Source organism: Vagococcus salmoninarum (assembly GCF_003987495.1).
Classification (GTDB): domain Bacteria; phylum Bacillota; class Bacilli; order Lactobacillales; family Vagococcaceae; genus Vagococcus_D; species Vagococcus_D salmoninarum.
On the sequence record NZ_NGJU01000021.1, the window covers coordinates 15,549 to 33,777 of the forward strand.

Genomic DNA, 18,229 nt, shown 5'->3' on the forward strand with positions numbered 1-18,229 from the left:
GTGCCCCAAAAAACCAAACATACGCCAATGATGGAACAGTATTTCCAAATAAAAGCCGGCTACGAAGATGCCTTTGTCTTTTATCGTCTAGGCGATTTTTATGAAATGTTCTACGAAGATGCGATCAAAGCCTCACAAATTTTAGAATTAACGTTAACAAGTCGTAACCGGAATGCCGATGATCCGATTCCAATGTGTGGGATTCCCCATCATGCTGCTCGTAGCTATATCGATACGTTGATTGAGCAAGGCTACAAAGTTGCTCTCTGTGAACAAGTGGAAGATCCTAAAACGACGAAAGGCATGGTTAAGCGAGAAGTTGTTCAATTAATTACTCCAGGAACAGTCATGGAGACAAAAGGTCTCAGTGCTAAAGAAAATAACTACTTAACAGCGATTGTCTTTCAAGAACCAAGTCAAACATACGGCTTTGCTTACATCGACTTAAGTACAGGTGAATTAAAAGTCACTACGTTACTAGATGAAGAAAGTGTCTTAAATGAAGCCTCAAGTCTGCAAACGAAGGAACTTGTCTTAGGCAGTGACATCCCTGAAAGCTTGCGCCAAAAATTAAGTCAACGGTTAGAAATTCTCTTTTCAACCCAAGGGGAAGTGGCTCACAATTCCGAGTTAAACTTTCTCGCTAGTGACTTAACTGAAGCAATCGAATTAGCAGTAGTCCAAAAGCTATTAGCTTATTTAAGTGTCACCCAAAAACGTAGCTTATCTCATATTCAACAAGCGACACGTTATGAGCCGACTCATTATTTGAAAATGGACCATAACTCAAAGTTCAACTTAGAGTTAGTTCAATCGATTCGGACGGGGAAAAAGCAAGGAACTTTGCTTTGGTTGTTAGATGAAACGAAAACGGCTATGGGTGGCCGTCTCGTCAAACAATGGTTAGACCGTCCCTTAATTCAAGAAAAAGCCATTATTCAACGGCAAGAAATGGTTCAAAGTTTATTAGATGCCTTTTTCGAGCGTGGTGACTTACAACAAGCCATGACGAAAGTCTATGACTTAGAACGTCTCGCTGGTCGAGTGGCCTTTGGTAGCGTCAATGGTCGAGACATGATTCAATTAAAAACATCTTTAGAACAAATTCCTCAGATTCGTCAGTTAATTGAAGGGATTAACCAAGGTCAGTGGCAAGACTTGTTACTTGCCTTAGATCCTGTTCAAGATGTAGTTGATGTGATTAATCACGCAATTTTAGAAGATGCCCCTCTGACAATTACGGAAGGTGGCGTGATTCGTGATGGCTATAACGAGCAATTAGATACTTACCGCGAAGCCATGACTCATGGCAAACAATGGATTGCGGAGTTAGAAAGCAAAGAACGGCAAGCCACTGGTATTAAAAATCTAAAAATTGGTTTTAACCGGGTCTTTGGCTATTACATTGAAGTCACGAAAGGTCAGTTAGCTAACGTGCCAGAAGGTCGTTATGATCGCAAACAAACTTTAACCAATGCGGAGCGTTTCATTACGCCAGAGCTGAAAGAAACGGAAACGTTAATCTTAGAAGCGGAAGAGAAATCCCAAGACTTAGAGTACCAACTCTTTTTAGAAGTCCGAGAAGTCATTAAAGGTGCCATCGGCCGCTTACAAAAGCTAGCGAAAGCAGTGGCCGCAATCGACGTCTTACAAAGCTTCGCTACCGTCAGTGAAAAATACCAATACGTTCGACCAGTCTTAAAAGCTGGGGAACATAATTTACAATTATTAGAAGGTCGTCACCCAGTTGTCGAAAAGGTGATGGGTCATCAAGAGTATGTCCCAAATAGTGTTAAAATGGATCAACAAACGGGAATGTTACTAATAACTGGACCGAACATGTCGGGTAAAAGTACGTACATGCGCCAATTAGCCTTAACGGTCATTATGGCTCAAATGGGGTGTTTTGTCCCAGCTGAGTCAGCAGAAATGCCGATTTTTGACCAAATCTTTACTCGAATCGGGGCCTCAGATGATTTAATCTCCGGTCAAAGTACGTTCATGGTAGAAATGATGGAAGCGAACGAAGCTCTCCGCCATGCCACGCCAAATAGTTTAATTCTCTTTGATGAAATCGGTCGGGGAACCGCGACTTATGACGGTATGGCTTTAGCCCAAGGAATTATCGAGTACATTCATGAAAAAGTTAAAGCGAAAACCTTATTCTCCACCCATTACCATGAGTTAACGGATCTAGAAGGCAGTTTAGAGAATCTCGTTAACGTCCATGTTGGCGCCATTGAAAAAGATGGGGAAGTAGTCTTCTTACATAAGATGATGACTGGACCAGCGGACAAAAGTTATGGGATTCACGTGGCGAAACTAGCCGGCCTCCCTTTAGCCCTGTTAGAACGCTCATCAACTATTCTCGCTTCGTTGGAAGCAGGACATTCTACAACGAGTTTACAAACTGAGACACCAGTACCAGTAGTAGCTGAGTCTGGACAATTGTCACTCTTTTCCGAAGTTTCCACAGAAGAATTAAGTGTGATTGCTACTGTTAAAGGCTTTAATTTATTAGATATGACACCAATGGAGGCTTTAAATGCCTTACATGAGTTGCAAAAAAGAATTTAAATGTGAGACACAAGACGTGAAAGGAGGTCCAATCAATGGGACGAATTCAAGAACTTTCAGAAATGTTAGCGAACCAAATTGCCGCAGGAGAAGTCGTTGAACGGCCAGCTTCCGTTGTTAAAGAGTTAGTTGAAAATGCCATCGATGCCAATAGTACGCAAATAGATATTTATTTAGAGGAAGCTGGTTTACGAAAAATTCAAGTCATCGATAACGGTGACGGGATTGAAAATGAAGATGTACTCAACGCCTTTAAACGACATGCCACTAGTAAAATTCATACTCGTGACGATTTATTCCGGATTCGGACCTTAGGTTTTCGGGGTGAAGCTTTGCCAAGTATTGCTTCAGTCTCGGAACTGACGATTGAAACATCGACTGGTCAAGAAGCTGGCCGGTGGTTAAAACTAGCTGGGGGCAAAGTCTTAGAAGATAAGCCAGGCGCAATTCGTAAAGGGACCAAGTTAACCGTTGAAAATCTCTTTTTCAACACCCCAGCCCGTTTAAAATATGTTAAAACCTTACAGACCGAACTAGCTAATGTGGGCGATATTATTAATCGCTTAGCTATGAGTCATCCAAATGTGGCTTTTCGTTTAATTCATGATGGCAATAAGATGTTAACGACTACAGGGAATGGGGACATTAAACAGACAATTGCTGGTATTTATGGTGTGGCGACAGCGAAGAAAATGTTGAAAATCGCTAAAAGCGACTTAGACTTTCAGATTAGTGGCTATGTCTCTTTACCAGAATTGACTCGGGCAAGTCGTAACTACTTGTCGATCATCATCAATGGTCGCTACATTCGTAACTTTGCGATAAATAAAGCGATTGTTGAAGGCTATGGCTCTAAATTAATGATTGGCCGTTTTCCTTTAGCCGTTATTCAAATCGAGATGGACCCGTTACTCGTAGATGTTAACGTCCATCCAACGAAACAAGAAGTTCGCTTAAGTAAAGAAAAAGAATTAATGGCCTTAATTTCCGCCAGTATTCGTGATGTCCTGATGGAGCAACAATTAATCCCTAGTGCCGGGTCAGACTTAGGGGCGAATTTAGCCTTAAAAAAAGAACCGAAGTTTCCTCAACTAGAAATCCCCCTAGCTGAGAGTCACGACACACTAGTAGCGCCTAAGCCCCAAAGAAGTCCAGCTGAACAACAACGACTGAACCAAGGTCGGGGACTAGCTTACAACGCCGCTGAAGGCCGTTTTTATGTGCCGGAAACGCAGACTAGTGAGGTTGGCAAATCGGAACCTACGGCGGTAGCAGAAACGGTTAAAGACTTACCAGTCCAAGACAGTTCAATCAAAGAGTTAAGTCAGATTGAGGATAGTAAATTTGAGTTTCCTTTTGGTGAAGATGAGCCAGTCGCCGAAGCTGAAGTCTTGCCAGAGCCAAGTTCAAGTCAAGCTGGTTTTCCTGACTTAGCTTATTTTGGGCAAATGCATGGCACTTATTTATTTGCTCAAAGCGCCCAAGGGTTATATATCGTGGATCAACATGCTGCCCAAGAGCGAATCAAATATGAATACTTCCGAGAAAAAATCGGCGAAGTTGGGACGGACTTACAAGAATTACTCGTCCCAATCGTGCTGGATTACCCTCAAACTGATGTTTTAAAAATTGAAGAATACCGGGAGAATTTAAAAGATGTGGGAATTCATTTAGAAAACTTCGGTCAAAATAGTTATTTAGTCAGGTCTCATCCCACATGGTACACTGCTGGCAAAGAAGAAACCATTATTCGTGAGATGATTGATTTAGTCTTACAAACTGGCGATGTCAGTGTCGCTAAATTTCGGGAAGATACCGCTATTATGATGAGTTGTAAACAATCGATTAAAGCCAATCATCATTTAAATGAAAGCCAAGCCCGGATTTTATTAGAAGATTTAAGTAAGTGCGACAATCCCTATAACTGTCCTCACGGTCGCCCAGTCTTAATTCATTTTGATAATAAAGACATGGAAAAAATGTTTAAACGGATTCAAGATTCCCATTAAAAAGTCAGAACATAAATAAAAAAACGCGATTAAACACTTTCTTAATCTTCGATGACTATCGGAAACTAAGAAGGTGTTTTTTTTGTATTAGAGGGAAGCCCTCGAAAGGACTCATCCCTAAGTGAAGGATAAAGTTATACTCTAACATGACATTAACTCTGGATTTTTGTATAATAAAAAAATGTTATGTTTTAAGGGGAAATTAAATGAAACAACTATTTAATAAAAGTATGGCACGGCAGATGAGTTTAGTCGAAGAGATCAATCAGTCAGAAGAGTCTTCCGTGATTGAACTAGCGAATCAGTTTGGGGCAGACGTTAAAACCATCATGAAAGACATTAAAGAAATCAATAAGACTATTTACCCGCTAGAAGTAGTGCCTTCAGTTTCACTGACTTATTATGTGGAAGTGCCACCAGGCTATAGCTTTGACTTTGTTTACATTAGTTTTTTAGCTAAAAGTCCAGAATTCCAGTTATTAGAACTAATTTTTAAAAATGAAACTTATAGTGGCCAAGAACTTTCAAAAAAATTATTTTTAAGCTTGTCGAGTTTACGACGGCGAGTGATTCGCTTGAACAGTATCTTACAGTCAGAAGGCATCAGAATTGAGAGTAATCCTTACCGTATTAGAGGGGACGAAAAAAGAATTGTTAATTTTTTTGTTCACTATTTAGTCGGAAAATATACAATTAGTCAAAACTATTTGTCAGAGTTTGAACAAAAAAATATTACTCACTTAGTTAATAAAATTTTGACAGTCAGTAAAATCAAGGAAAATTTTCATTACCGTGAATTAACGACTTGGTTGATTGTTGTCAGTTTGGTTAGGGAAAAACACGGAGTCAGCATTGAAGGCTTAGACATAGGTGTCTTTGAAGCCGTTCGACAGTATTATGCTGAAGAAGTTATTTTACATAAAAAATTCAAAAGTGTTTTTAAAGTTGGGGTTACCACTTCTTTACTTTGTCGCAGTACTTATTTAGTTATTCAACCGGGTTACGCTTATACGACGGATCAATGGCAAGGGGAGTCATTAGTTGGGACAAAAAGCTATGAACGGGGCCGCCGGATTGAAGCTTTATTAGCGAAAATCGTCAGTGATTTTAAGTTAACGTCGCCACCACCGGAAGTCGCTTTAAAACTCTATAACATTTCGATTACCCATTTGGGGAAAGTTAGACTGCTAAACAATTTAGATGACGTATTTTTAAAAGAAGCTCAAAAGAAATGGCCAGAATTTATTCAGATGCTAACTAAGGAGTATGAGGCGTCCAGTCAGTATTTGGCGACTGAACAATTCAGTGTCTTTGTCTTTCAGTTAGTCAGTGAGTGGGCAGAGTTAGCTCACTATTTGAGTCGCAATCAAAAAAAGCTGAGTATTGGTTTGTTTTATACAACGACACAGGCTCATATGGAATACGTTGCCAGAGAGCTCCAGCGATTCTTACCAGATATTTTGACGATTACCTTTTTAGATGATGGGGGAAAGGAGGAATTACTAACAAAAGAAATTGATGTTATTGTGACTAAAATTAATGATTTTTCAAATACGAAAAAAGTAATTTGTCTTTCTAGAGATATTGATAGTAAAGATGTGGCAAAAGTTTCAAAATTTTATGAGCAGTGGTTGCTTAAATAAAAGATTAAAAGTAAGGGCGTAACTAGCCCTTACTTTTTTGTTATGAGAAGGGATAGGAGGGGAAATTAAATTAGTTCAACTGTTCAAAAAATCCTTGTTGAACGGAAAGATTGAACATTATAATATTAATTTTTTTATTATCATTAATAACAGGAAATAATTAACTAAATGAAAGGAGCTAACATGAGACGTATTCTGAATAGTAACTTAAGTCGGCAGTTAAAAGTCTTTGAGTATTTAAGCGACTATCATCAGCAAACAATCCATGACTTGCGGAGTGCCATGGAAGTTGATGAAAAGACAATCAAAACCGACGTTCAAGTCATTAATAGTTTGATTGCCCCAGTTCAAATTGAAGTTAAGGGCATTCATTATCAGATTAAAGTAGCAGAGAAATACGATGTAAATTATGTCTACGCCAAATTTTTAGAAGCTAGTTTAGAATTTAACGTCTTAGAGAAGATATTACTGACAGAAACCTTTAGTTATAACGAGCTAGCAGAGGAACTGTTTATTAGTGTCTCGACTTTGCGACGACTATTAACTCGTCTCAAACAGATTCTTTATAGTTATGACATGGTGATTTTGACTAATCCTTTACGTGTTCGGGGAAATGAAGGGAAAATCCTTAATTTTATTTTTAATTATTTAAAAGAAAGATACTTGATTACGTCGAATTTTTTAAATGATTTTGAAAGTGAATTAATTGATGAAATGCTAGCTTCAGGGTTAGCCAAACTTAATAAAGATTGGACGTTTACCCAAAGTGAGTCCCTTAAATGGTTAATTAAAACCCATTTAATCCGTATGAGTCATGGCAATCATCGTGACTATCAATTTCAGGAAGACAAAGAGATTACGAATCGATTGTTGGAAAATCTTAACAGTTATCAAGGACGGTTTAAACGAATTTTTGGGAGGCCTTTTACGTTAGAGATGGTAGGGGAGTTAGTCCAAGAGAGTTATGTTTTAAGTCCAGAACAATTTGTGAAAATGGAGCAGAATAATAATCAGATTGCTAAAAAAATTGCTGTCATTAAAGAAATTTTAGGACTGATTGAAGTTGAATTTGAAGTGGCTAGTGAAAATAAAGGGAGACTGGTGCTACAACTCTATAACATGATGACTTTAGACTACAGTAAAGGCTTTATTTTATACGATATGACAAAAGAATTTAATCAAGGATTGAAAAATAAAAAGCCGGACTTTTATCGAAGGCTAAAAGCTTATTATGAAAAGAATAAAACAATCTTTGACGATCATTCCTTTTCTCAGTTCGTTTTTTTAATTGTTACGGAATGGGAAGAATTGTTTGAAAAATTAAATCAAAAAAAGCGACGAATGAAAATCGGACTCTTTTTTTCGACAACAGAGAATCACATCCAATTTATCGAAGAAAAATTTAAGAAAGCCTTAAATAACCACTATTTTTTAATTAGTTTAAATAATGTCTCTTTGCAGATGTTAGATAAGACAGAAGTCGATTTAATCGTGACTAATATTAGTGATTTATCGACTAAGAAACAAAGTATTTGCGTTTCCGACTACCCTAAAGAAGGGGATTATCAAAAAGTCACAGCTGCCTATCGTCAATGGTCAAAACAGTAAGGGAATTGACTGAAGCTTTAAGGGGCGAAAGAACGAGGGAATACCGTTCAAAAAAGAATCTAAAAAAGAAAGAACTGGTGAAGTGAAAATGAGTAAAAAATACAAAGTGAAGAATCGGTGGCTAGTGTTAGTCTTGTTTTTTTTGGGTGGGCTACTATTACAAGGAGAAAAAGTCTCTGCGAATGTTGAAGAAGTCAGTACCCCAGCTGAGTTTTCCGCGGCTTGGAACAACTCAAATACAACTAAGATTGTTTTGAAAAATGATATTTTATATGGATCAGGAACGACTGGCTTAAAAAATCGCACGACCAATATTGAAATAACTGGTGAAGCAGGAGCTAGTGACTACGGTTATCGTTTAAATTTACAAAGTCGCTCATTACGGGTAGATAATCCCACAGAAAGTACAGGGAAAGGTCTCTTTAAACTCCATGATATAATTGTTGAAAATAATGGCGCGATTACTGGTGCCCGAGGTGGCTTTGTAGAGGATGAATCTTACACTGGTTCATCAGCTCGGAATTGGACATTTGAGATCGGTAACTTACAAGTACCGAAAGGGCGGACGGTCCGTTTAGGGCGAGTGACCCGTGGCCAAGTTAATGTCTATGGCAAGCTAAACTTAAGCACTTTAGGAGAAAATTTCTATACTGGTGGCATGTATTTTGAAGAAGGGACAGAGTATTATGGGGAAATTACGCGAGAGAACTTTTCGGCTATCTGGTTTCGTTCGTCAATAAAAGCCGGGGATTCAGGAGATGGCAAATTTGAGTTAGCACCGAATACTTCTGTTAAATTACGGAACACTGGCACAGGAGTGACTTATCCAGCCGTCTACCGGGCTTATAAGGAAATTATCATCGGTGAAAATGCGGAGTTTACCGCAACTGTTCCCGGAAGTGCAGTTCAGTTTGGTGGCACGAATAAAAAATTCACAGCTAAAAAAGGCTCTGTCGTCACTTTAACAAGTTTGAATTCTCAATCTAGTATTTTAGCTAGAAGTACAACTGGAGGGGATTCCGGGATTTCCCAAGAAGATAATCCCGCTAACCCAACGAATGCCCAAATGATTTTTGAACCTGGATCATCACTATTTGTTATTGGTAAATCAGGCACAAGTGGGATGATTGATTGGACGAATGGGACAAATAATACGTTAAGAATTGATACGCCGAAGCAATTTGATATTAGAAATAACAATAATAATCGAGCTTTGAACGTTAGTGGTAGCAACCGGATTGAATTATTAACGAGTAATGTCGATATGTGGAAAAATGCTAGCAATGTCACAGGCAGCGCTGATTTTTCTCATAACATGGTAGCCAGTTTTGGCGTCAACGCTAATAACTTGGCTCAAAGTAGCACCCAGTTATTAGAAAAAGAATACAATAGCGTTAATGGTCAAGTGCGCCGAATTATGGGACTAAATACTGAGCCAACCTTTTTGTGGGAGCGCCAAGTCACTGATGCTGATAAAAACTTAACAAAGATAGCGCGCGTCCGTTTAGGCATGGTGCCAGATAATGCCGGTTTAGATGAGAATGGCAATTTAGCGTTTATGCCGATGTACGCCACGAAAGATCAAGTTGAAGTCATCGTCAATGATAGCCTTGGAACGTTTCCGGAGCAGAAATTAAAAACCGAAGAAGGGGGTTATATTAGTTATCAGCTTCCTGATTTTTACGTAGCAGCGACTAAATTATTCGGGCAAGCCTTTCGCTCTGGCTTAGCTGGTGAGGTCGCAGAATCTCGACCAGTTGTCGATATTACGCCGCCTTTACCTGCAAAATTAACAGTTCCAACAATCAAAACCTCAACGAAGGAATTAGTCGGAGAATTAGCGGAACCATTTGCAACTGTCTATATTCATGTTAACAATCAAAAACAACCAGGAAACATTAAAGTCGATCAAGGAGGAAATTGGCGTTACCAGTTACCGGAGTATTTTAAAGCTGGCGAGCTAATTACTATTTATTTAGAAGACAATGCCGGCAAAGCCCCAACTGACTTAAATCCTGCTGCTCCCACAACTAATAACGATCTAGGAAATCTTAATCCGTTGAAAGAATTAAGTTATCGTGAAGCCGTCTTTCCCGCAGCCCCATCATTTAAAGTCAAAGACGACATTGTTTCTCAACCGCAAATTACTAAGACAGTTAAATCTAACACGTTAGATAGTCAACAAAAAGAAATCACTCAAGTAGGTTCAATTTTAACGTATAAAATCACTCTGAAAAATAATGATCCAAGGGATTCAGATAAAGTTTTAAGGGACAGTTTGTTTGAAGATCAATTACCTAGTGGTTTAGTATTTGAGCAGACTAGTCTGACAGCGACTAAAAATGGCACAACCATTCCGGCGGAGGACTTTCTTTTCAGTGCAGGTAAGTTAAGTTATTTGATTGGAGAGCTACACCCTCAAGATGAAGTAATTATTGAGTTTTCGACAGTCGTTACAAGAGAAGCCGTCGATGAGATAATTACGAATAGGGCTAAAATTAGTGGGCAGACGTCACAAGAAAAACTTTTGAAAAATGAAGCAGCAGTCAATAATCCCGGTGGAACTGTGGCAGGGCAATTAGTCTTAGAGTCGGCACCAACAGTAGTTGATTTCGGGAAAGTCTCGATTACTGATTTTCAAAAACAAGTCGGAGTAGATAAAACTAACATTGCAACACCGCTACTAGTTGAGGACACTCGTAAAAGCCGAAGTGACTGGGAAATCACTGCTCAAATCGAAAAAGAGATGACAAATGGGGAAGACGTCCAAGTAGGGGCTTTAAAATATATTTATAAAAAAGAGCGACAAACATTAGATGGCACACCTAAAATCATTTATACAAATAATGGCACTTCCGCAGAGTATTTGTACAATGTTTCTGATAGTTGGCAGAAAGGGGCCTTAGCTGACGGATTGAAACTGCAACTTGAAGCGGATCACGTACCTAAAACGACAGGGAGTTACGAAGGGGTCATTCGTTGGACTTTACGGGACACGATTGAATAAGAAAAGCTCATGTCGGTGGTGGTTAAATTAAGTTTTTCACAAATTAATTAAAAAACCTTTATTTTCTTAAAAGATAGGAATATAGTTACGAAGTTAAAGTAAATAATTAGTCGTAACGGACTTAAAATAAGAAATAAAGAAAGAAGGCTACAAACATGGCAATTATCTTAGCGTCCCAGTCTCCTCGGAGAAAAGAATTGTTAGGTAAGATTGTTAAAAAATTTCAAACGATGCCAGCGGAAATCGATGAAAGCGTCGTTGGGGAAGTCAGTCCTGAAGAGTATGTCTTAGACATGGCCCAAAAAAAAGCCCAATTAATTTGTAAGAGAAACCCAGATAACTTAGTCATAGGCAGTGATACGATTGTGGCAGTTGGTAATGAAATTCTAGGTAAACCAGCAAGTGATGCCGAAGCTTTCGCCATGTTACGGAAGTTAAGTGGCAGCAGTCACTTAGTTCACACAAGTGTCTACATGATGAATCCGAACCAAATTGAGCAACAAGTTGTTTCAGCAGAAGTGACTTTCTTCGATTTAACGGATGAAGAAATCAATGAATATCTGGCCACAGGTGAGCATTTAGATAAAGCAGGGGCCTATGGTATCCAAGGTCAAGGATCATTGCTAGTGGAAAAAATTACTGGTGATTATTTTGCAATCGTTGGTTTCCCAGTTGCCCAAGTCAAACGAATGTTAGCGAAATTCAAATGATGTTGAAAGGTGCCGTGACATTAGTCATCGGCGCCCTTTTTTTGACGAACGTTATTTGATAGACGGGTTCCAAAAGTCAAATAACTTCGTTCTCAACAAATGCTAAGCGCTGAAGCGCAAAGCTTTGAAGGCACGATAATTTCAATAAATCCGACTACACTCTGTTTCGCTCACATTAATCTCTAAGTGCTGCCGTTATTCTTAATGCTTTAGCATTTAGAAATAAGGGACAACGAAGTACTTGTATTTAAACGACTTTTGCCACACCTCCCTTTTTTTGAGCTGAAAGAGCAAATCTTAAGGATAATGTTAGTGGAGATGGTATACTCAGACTAACTAAAATAAAGAGGTGTTGGAAGTGAAATTATCAAAAGCCGAATTACGTCAAAAGTTAACGCCAGTCCAGTATCAAGTGACTCAAGAAAATGGTACCGAGCAACCTTTTAGTAGTGAATACGATAAGCAGTTTTCCCAAGGGATTTATGTTGATATCGTCAGTGGCGAAGCCTTATTTTCATCTTTAGATAAATACGATGCGGGCTGTGGGTGGCCTTCATTCACTAAGCCAATCGCCACGCTACAAGAATTAGCGGATCGCAGTTTAAGTCGTGAGCGCACAGAAGTCCGTAGCCAACAAGGCGACTCTCATCTAGGTCATGTTTTTCCAGATGGACCAGAAGCTGCTGGTGGTTTACGCTATTGCATTAACGGCGCAGCGTTGAAATTTATTCCTCTAGGAGAATTAGCGTCAGCAGGTTACGAACAATACATCGAACTATTCAATTAAATAGTCCAGAGGCTGTGACTAAAAGTCATAGCCCCTTTGTTTTTTTTACAATAAGTCACCTCATGAAGAGGAAGTTATTCAATTGTTACGAGTAACTAGAAAGGTCAAGTATGAAAAAATTAGTCTTAATAAGCTTAAGCCTAGTATTAAGTTTACTAGTGATGGTTGCCTTCTATCAAAAAAATCAATTGGCTCGTCAAGCTGATCCTCAGCCAGAAGTTAGTCAAATGACAGAAGAGCCAACGAGTTCTCAACCAAGTGACAGTGTGACGAATGAGGAATCATCAGCAAACAGTGACAGCCAAGGAGCCCCTAAAACAATTCAAGGCTTAGTTGGCAATTGGCAATTAAATATTCCCGGTCAAGAAGGCTATCATTTAGTCATAGACGAAGGTGTGTTTCAATTTTATGCCTTATACAATGGCCATGTTGTGCCACCTAATAAAAAAGAAGTCAGCTATCAATTTTCAGCAGATGGGCAAAGTATTACAGCTGTTGGTGTCAGAGATGAGTCAGATGCCTTTGGTGGTGAGCGGATCGGCAATCAACTCGTCCGCGACACCTTAGTAATTAACATTAAGGCAGACCAAAAGTTAACCGTTGTTGCTAACGGAGTAGACATTGCCTTAAGTGATGGTCAAGAATTTTTCGAAAAAACCTCAGAAGTTCCTGAAATCACGGAGCTACCGGGTAGTTAAGAGGGAGTTCAAGGCGCCTAACTTTTACTGAAAAGCCCAAGTTTTGAATTTAATCAGCTCTGAATTTGTGTTACAATCTAAAGGGAACACATGTGCTGTTTAAATGGAGGGGAAAAGTAGTGTACGAATATATCCGCGGGACGATCACTTTTGTGAGTCCTTATTATGTCGTTATGGAAAATCAAGGCATTGGCTATCAGATCGCTGTGGCGAATCCTTTTCGCTATGCCGCCGCAGAAGGCTCAGAAAGTATTATTTACTTATACCAAGCGGTGCGAGAAGATGCCATTACCTTATATGGCTTTACGACGTTAGAAGAAAAATTATTGTTTATTAAGTTAATTAGTGTTTCTGGGATTGGACCGAAAAGTGGTTTGGCGATTATGGCTGGTGAGGACCATGCCGGTTTAGTTAAGGCCATTGAGTCAGAAGATTTTAAATATTTAACGAAGTTTCCAGGTGTCGGTAAAAAGACTGCCCAACAGATGATTCTCGACCTTAAAGGTAAACTAGGGGAACTGGTCATTACTGATGTCGTTGAAGAAGGCCTCTTTGCGCCAGCAGAAATGGCCGCTCTCGGCACTAATGTTGTCTTAGAAGAAGCCTTAGAAGCCTTAAAAGCCCTTGGTTATAGCGAGCGTGAATTAAAACGCATCACTAAAGAACTAGAAGCAGTCAAGGCGACGACGACTGACGAATACTTACGTCATGGCTTGAAATTATTGATGAAGAAATAAGGAGTTGAAGTGACATGACAGAAGAAGAACGACTAGTTGCAGGAGAAGCGAACATTAGCGAAGAAGGCTTCGAGAAATCACTTCGCCCACAATACCTTGCTCAATACATCGGTCAAAGTAAAGTCAAAAAAGAACTAGCTATTTATATTCAAGCGGCTAAAAGTCGCTCGGAAGCCTTGGATCACGTCTTATTATATGGGCCCCCCGGTCTAGGTAAGACGACGTTAGCCATGGTAATTGCTAATGAGTTAGATGTCCAAGTTCGGACGACCAGTGGGCCAGCGATTGAACGGCCTGGTGACTTAGTGGCGATCCTCAACGAATTAGAACCAGGGGATGTCTTATTTATCGATGAAATTCACCGGATGCCACGAATTGCCGAAGAGATGCTTTATTCCGCCATGGAAGATTTTTATGTCGATATTATGGTTGGTCAAGGCAGCGCCTCACACCCCGTTCACTTTACTTTACCGCCATTTACCTTAGTCGGTGCCACAACTCGAGCCGGGATGCTTTCAGCCCCTCTGCGGGATCGTTTTGGGATCGTCTCTCATATGGAATATTATGAAGACGCTGATTTGAAAGAAATCGTCAAACGGACAGCCGATATTTTTGATACTGAAATTATCGAAGAGGGAGCTTTTGAAATAGCCCGTCGCTCTCGTGGCACACCGCGGATTGCTAACCGCTTGTTAAAACGGGTCCGTGATTACGCACAAGTCGAAAGTGATGGTGTCGTCAATCGAGAGATTGCTGATCAAGCCTTAAAAATGTTACAAGTTGATCACGCTGGTTTAGATTACGTTGACCAAAAAATCTTGAAAACAATGATCGAGTTGTATCAAGGGGGACCGATTGGTTTAAGTACTTTAGCAGTGAATATTAGCGAAGAGACTGAAACGGTGGAAGATATGTATGAACCTTATTTAATCCAAAAAGGTTTTATTAAACGGACGTCACGGGGACGAATGGCAACACCTTTGGCTTATGAACACTTAGGCTATGTTTATCACAATCAATAAAAAAACTCGTTCTCCAAAGATGAGTTGGAGCAAGGGGTTTTTAGAAAAACGGGCGTCAAAAGTCAAATTACTTGGATATAGAGGACTTTTGTTAAGCCTGTTTTTTTATTGTGTCCATTTGATAGCGCAAAATAAAAAAAAGTGCTAAACTATCACAAGAAGAATCTACTGAGAAAGAGTGACGAATAATGACATTAAGTACTGAAGATTTTGATTTTGATTTACCAGAAGAACTGATTGCCCAAACCCCTCTAGCAAATCGTGAAACATCTAAACTATTAACATTAGATAAAGAGACTGGCAAGCTGACAGATGGTCATTTTTCTGACATCTTAGATGAATTGAACCCAGGTGACGCCTTAGTTTTGAATAATACCCGAGTGCTACCAGCCCGTCTTTATGGTGAAAAACCTGAAACTGGGGGCCATGTGGAAGTCTTATTGTTAACTAATATCGAAGGAAATAAGTGGGAAACCTTAATTAAACCAGCCAAACGGGCTAAAAAAGGCACCTTGATTTCTTTTGGTGACGGCCGTTTGCAAGCCGAAGTCATGGAAGAAATTGAACATGGTGGTCGAATTATTGAATTTAAATACGAGGGAGTCTTCTTAGAAATTATTGAATCTCTAGGGGAGATGCCTCTACCACCTTATATCAAAGAACGTTTAGAAGATCCAGAGCGTTATCAAACTGTTTATGCCGAAGAAAATGGCTCGGCGGCAGCTCCAACAGCAGGCTTACATTTTACGAAAGAGCTTTTAGATAAAATTGCTGCTAAAGGGGTTGAACTCGTTTATTTAACACTGCATGTAGGATTAGGCACTTTCCGGCCAGTTAGTGTCGATAATATAGCTGAACACCAAATGCATAGCGAATTTTACAAGTTAACACCAGCTGCAGCTGAAAAACTGCAGCAAGTTAAAGCCCAAGGTGGGCGGATTGTGGCTGTAGGAACGACCTCGATTAGAACGTTAGAAACCATCGGCACTAAGTTTGCTGGTGAGATTCAAGCTGACAGTGGCTGGACAGATATCTTTATTACCCCTGGTTACCAGTTCAAAATAGTCGATGCTTTCTCGACTAACTTTCACTTACCTAAGTCAACGTTAGTCATGTTAGTCAGTGCCTTTGCTACCCGAGACTACACTTTAGCGGCTTATCATCATGCCATTGAAGAACGTTATCGTTTCTTCAGTTTTGGCGATGCCATGTTTGTTAAATAAAAAAGACAAAAAAAAGAGCCAAGCTTCTCGAGGAGCTTGGCTCTTTTGTTGCTTTCGAAAGGAAACAGAAAATAAATGTGTGACTACTTTTGCATTAGTGACTCATGTAAAGTAAAGTGAATTTCTTTTTCGTTAAACAAAACACAGTTTCTTATACAACTTCAACATTGTTAACTACAATCTTACATCTGTTCGTTTTGCAATTTCTTTACGTTTAGATCTTAATGGTGTTCTTTTGGGTTGCGTATGCTTAAAACACGTATTGATTTAATAAAGTGTTACTTAACTACTTTACAAGCTTAACTTACAGTTGGTGAATCTTGTACAACTAATCATATTATTGTTTACCTTTTTTACTTCGTGTAACAGTTTTCGAGAAATTCTTTTATTTTCTGTTTGGGTTCCTTTCTTATACTCTTATTAAACCATGAAAAGGAAACGTTTGCAAAGAATAAGCTCTAAAAAAATGAAAAAGGTCTAAAAGCTTCAAATAGATAGCTATTGCAAGCTGTTTTAGACCGTAAAAACTTGCTAAAAACCCAAAGTAAGAGTATGATATTTTAGGTATCTAATAAAGAATGCAGATAGAAAGTAGGCCGACGAAATGACAGAACCAGCCATTCGTTATCGATTAATTAAAAAAGAAAAACACACAGGCGCCCGCTTAGGAGAAATTATTACGCCTCATGGGACCTTCCCAACACCAATGTTTATGCCAGTAGGAACTTTAGCAACTGTCAAAACAATGGCCCCAGAAGAACTAAAAGAAATGGGTGCTGGGATTATTTTAAGCAACACTTATCACTTGTGGTTACGCCCCGGCGAAGATTTAGTTGAAAAAGCCGGTGGTCTTCACAAATTTATGAACTGGGATCAAGGAATTTTAACAGACTCAGGTGGTTTCCAAGTGTGGTCATTGGCTGACATGCGGAATATTTCTGAAGAAGGGGTTAATTTTAAAAACCATATTAATGGTTCAAAAATGTTCCTATCACCAGAAAAAGCCATTCAAATTCAAAACAAACTAGGGCCAGACATTATGATGAGTTTTGATGAATGTGCCCCATTTTACGAAAGTCACGACTATGTGAAGCGTTCAATTGAACGGACGACTCGCTGGGCTGAGCGGGGCTTGAATGCTCATGCCAATCCAGACCGTCAAGGCTTGTTTGGTATTATTCAAGGAGCAGGCTTTAAAGACTTACGGGAACAAAGTGCCAAAGACTTAATTAGTTTAGATTTCCCAGGCTACTCAATTGGTGGCTTGTCTGTAGGTGAAACGAAAGCTGAGATGAACGAAGTCTTACAATACTTGAATCCCTTAATTCCTGAGAACAAACCTCGCTACTTAATGGGTGTCGGAACTGCCGATTCACTGATTGATGGAGCGATCAATGGCGTGGATATGTTTGACTGTGTCTTACCAACGCGAATTGCTCGTAATGGCACATGTATGACGAGTAAAGGTCGTCTCGTTATTAAAAATGCCCAATATGCAGAAGATTTCCGACCAATTGATGAAAAATGTCAATGTTACACTTGTAAAAATTACACTCGTGCTTATATTCGTCACTTAATTAAATGTAATGAGACATTTGGTATTAGATTAACTTCTTACCATAATCTTTACTTCCTATTAAACGTCATGAAACAAGTTCGTCAATCAATTATGGATGACAATTTGTTAGAGTTCCGCCAAGCCTTCTTTGAAGAATATGGCTTTAATGACAAAAATGCTAAGAATTTCTAGAGAAATAAATAAAAATACTAGTAGTTTAAGTTAAACTTTGATAGAGTGTTAGAGAGACATTAAAAAAAAATGAGGTGAAAGATAAATGGGTGGAGGAATTAGCTTTTTATTTCCATTAATTATTATTGGTGGAATGATGTTTTTCATGTCAAGATCACAAAAGAAACAACAAAAACAACGTCAAGACTTATTAAATAGTATGGATGTTGGTAGTAAAGTTGTAACTATTGGTGGCTTACATGGTGTGATTTCTGAGATTAACACAGAGAAGAGTACTGTGACATTAGATTGTGAAGGTATTTTCTTAGAGTTTAATAGAACAGCAATCTCAACTGTTGTGCCAACAGCTGAAGCAGTTACTGAAACAGTTGTAACTGAAACAATTGTTGAACCAGCGGAAATCGTTGAAGAAGTAACAGAAGAAACAACTGAAGACAAATAACATTAACAGATGAAGA

13 protein-coding genes are annotated in these 18,229 nt (G+C 39.1%); all 13 read left to right on the top strand.

What is annotated here, in order from left to right; translation table 11 throughout:
- The 13 genes from mutS to yajC all read left to right on the top strand — a co-directional run bounded on the left by mutS (nucleotide 1) and on the right by yajC (nucleotide 18,213).
- The gene (gene mutS, locus CBF35_RS12400; protein WP_126781662.1) at nucleotides 1–2,577 is read left to right on the top strand and encodes a DNA mismatch repair protein MutS; all 2,577 of its coding nucleotides are present in this window, start codon (nucleotides 1–3) and stop codon (nucleotides 2,575–2,577) included.
- Nucleotides 2,578–2,612: 35 nt separating this feature from the next.
- Complete coding sequence (gene mutL / locus CBF35_RS12405; RefSeq protein WP_126781664.1) at nucleotides 2,613–4,586, top strand: DNA mismatch repair endonuclease MutL; 1,974 nt, start codon at nucleotides 2,613–2,615, stop codon at nucleotides 4,584–4,586.
- 206 nt (nucleotides 4,587–4,792) lie between these two features.
- Nucleotides 4,793–6,229: an AcpB/EbpR/MafR family transcriptional regulator gene (locus CBF35_RS12410; RefSeq protein WP_126781666.1), complete on the top strand. Its 1,437-nt coding sequence runs from the start codon at nucleotides 4,793–4,795 to the stop codon at nucleotides 6,227–6,229.
- Between the two features lie 183 nt (nucleotides 6,230–6,412).
- Nucleotides 6,413–7,837, top strand: coding sequence for an AcpB/EbpR/MafR family transcriptional regulator (locus CBF35_RS12415; protein WP_170174799.1), 1,425 nt, complete (start codon nucleotides 6,413–6,415; stop codon nucleotides 7,835–7,837).
- Between the two features lie 88 nt (nucleotides 7,838–7,925).
- A complete protein-coding gene (locus CBF35_RS12420) occupies nucleotides 7,926–10,844 on the top strand; it encodes an isopeptide-forming domain-containing fimbrial protein (RefSeq protein WP_126781670.1) in 2,919 nt (972 codons plus the stop codon).
- Nucleotides 10,845–10,999: 155 nt separating this feature from the next.
- Entirely contained in the window at nucleotides 11,000–11,554 is a 555-nt protein-coding gene (locus CBF35_RS12425; RefSeq protein WP_126781672.1) for a Maf family protein, read from the top strand.
- Between the two features lie 358 nt (nucleotides 11,555–11,912).
- Entirely contained in the window at nucleotides 11,913–12,341 is a 429-nt protein-coding gene (gene msrB / locus CBF35_RS12430; protein WP_126781674.1) for a peptide-methionine (R)-S-oxide reductase MsrB, read from the top strand.
- Between the two features lie 110 nt (nucleotides 12,342–12,451).
- On the top strand, nucleotides 12,452–13,039 hold the full coding sequence (locus CBF35_RS12435; RefSeq protein ID WP_126781676.1) for a hypothetical protein: 588 nt from the start codon (nucleotides 12,452–12,454) through the stop codon (nucleotides 13,037–13,039).
- Between the two features lie 119 nt (nucleotides 13,040–13,158).
- Complete coding sequence (ruvA, locus tag CBF35_RS12440) at nucleotides 13,159–13,776, top strand: Holliday junction branch migration protein RuvA (protein ID WP_126781678.1); 618 nt, start codon at nucleotides 13,159–13,161, stop codon at nucleotides 13,774–13,776.
- A 14-nt stretch (nucleotides 13,777–13,790) separates the two neighbouring features.
- A complete protein-coding gene (gene ruvB / locus CBF35_RS12445; protein WP_126781680.1) occupies nucleotides 13,791–14,798 on the top strand; it encodes a Holliday junction branch migration DNA helicase RuvB in 1,008 nt (335 codons plus the stop codon).
- A 188-nt stretch (nucleotides 14,799–14,986) separates the two neighbouring features.
- The gene (gene queA / locus CBF35_RS12450; protein ID WP_126781682.1) at nucleotides 14,987–16,021 is read left to right on the top strand and encodes a tRNA preQ1(34) S-adenosylmethionine ribosyltransferase-isomerase QueA; all 1,035 of its coding nucleotides are present in this window, start codon (nucleotides 14,987–14,989) and stop codon (nucleotides 16,019–16,021) included.
- 604 nt (nucleotides 16,022–16,625) lie between these two features.
- Entirely contained in the window at nucleotides 16,626–17,771 is a 1,146-nt protein-coding gene (gene tgt / locus CBF35_RS12455; RefSeq protein ID WP_126781684.1) for a tRNA guanosine(34) transglycosylase Tgt, read from the top strand.
- Between the two features lie 85 nt (nucleotides 17,772–17,856).
- Entirely contained in the window at nucleotides 17,857–18,213 is a 357-nt protein-coding gene (gene yajC / locus CBF35_RS12460) for a preprotein translocase subunit YajC (RefSeq protein ID WP_126781686.1), read from the top strand.
- Nucleotides 18,214–18,229 lie beyond the last annotated feature (16 nt).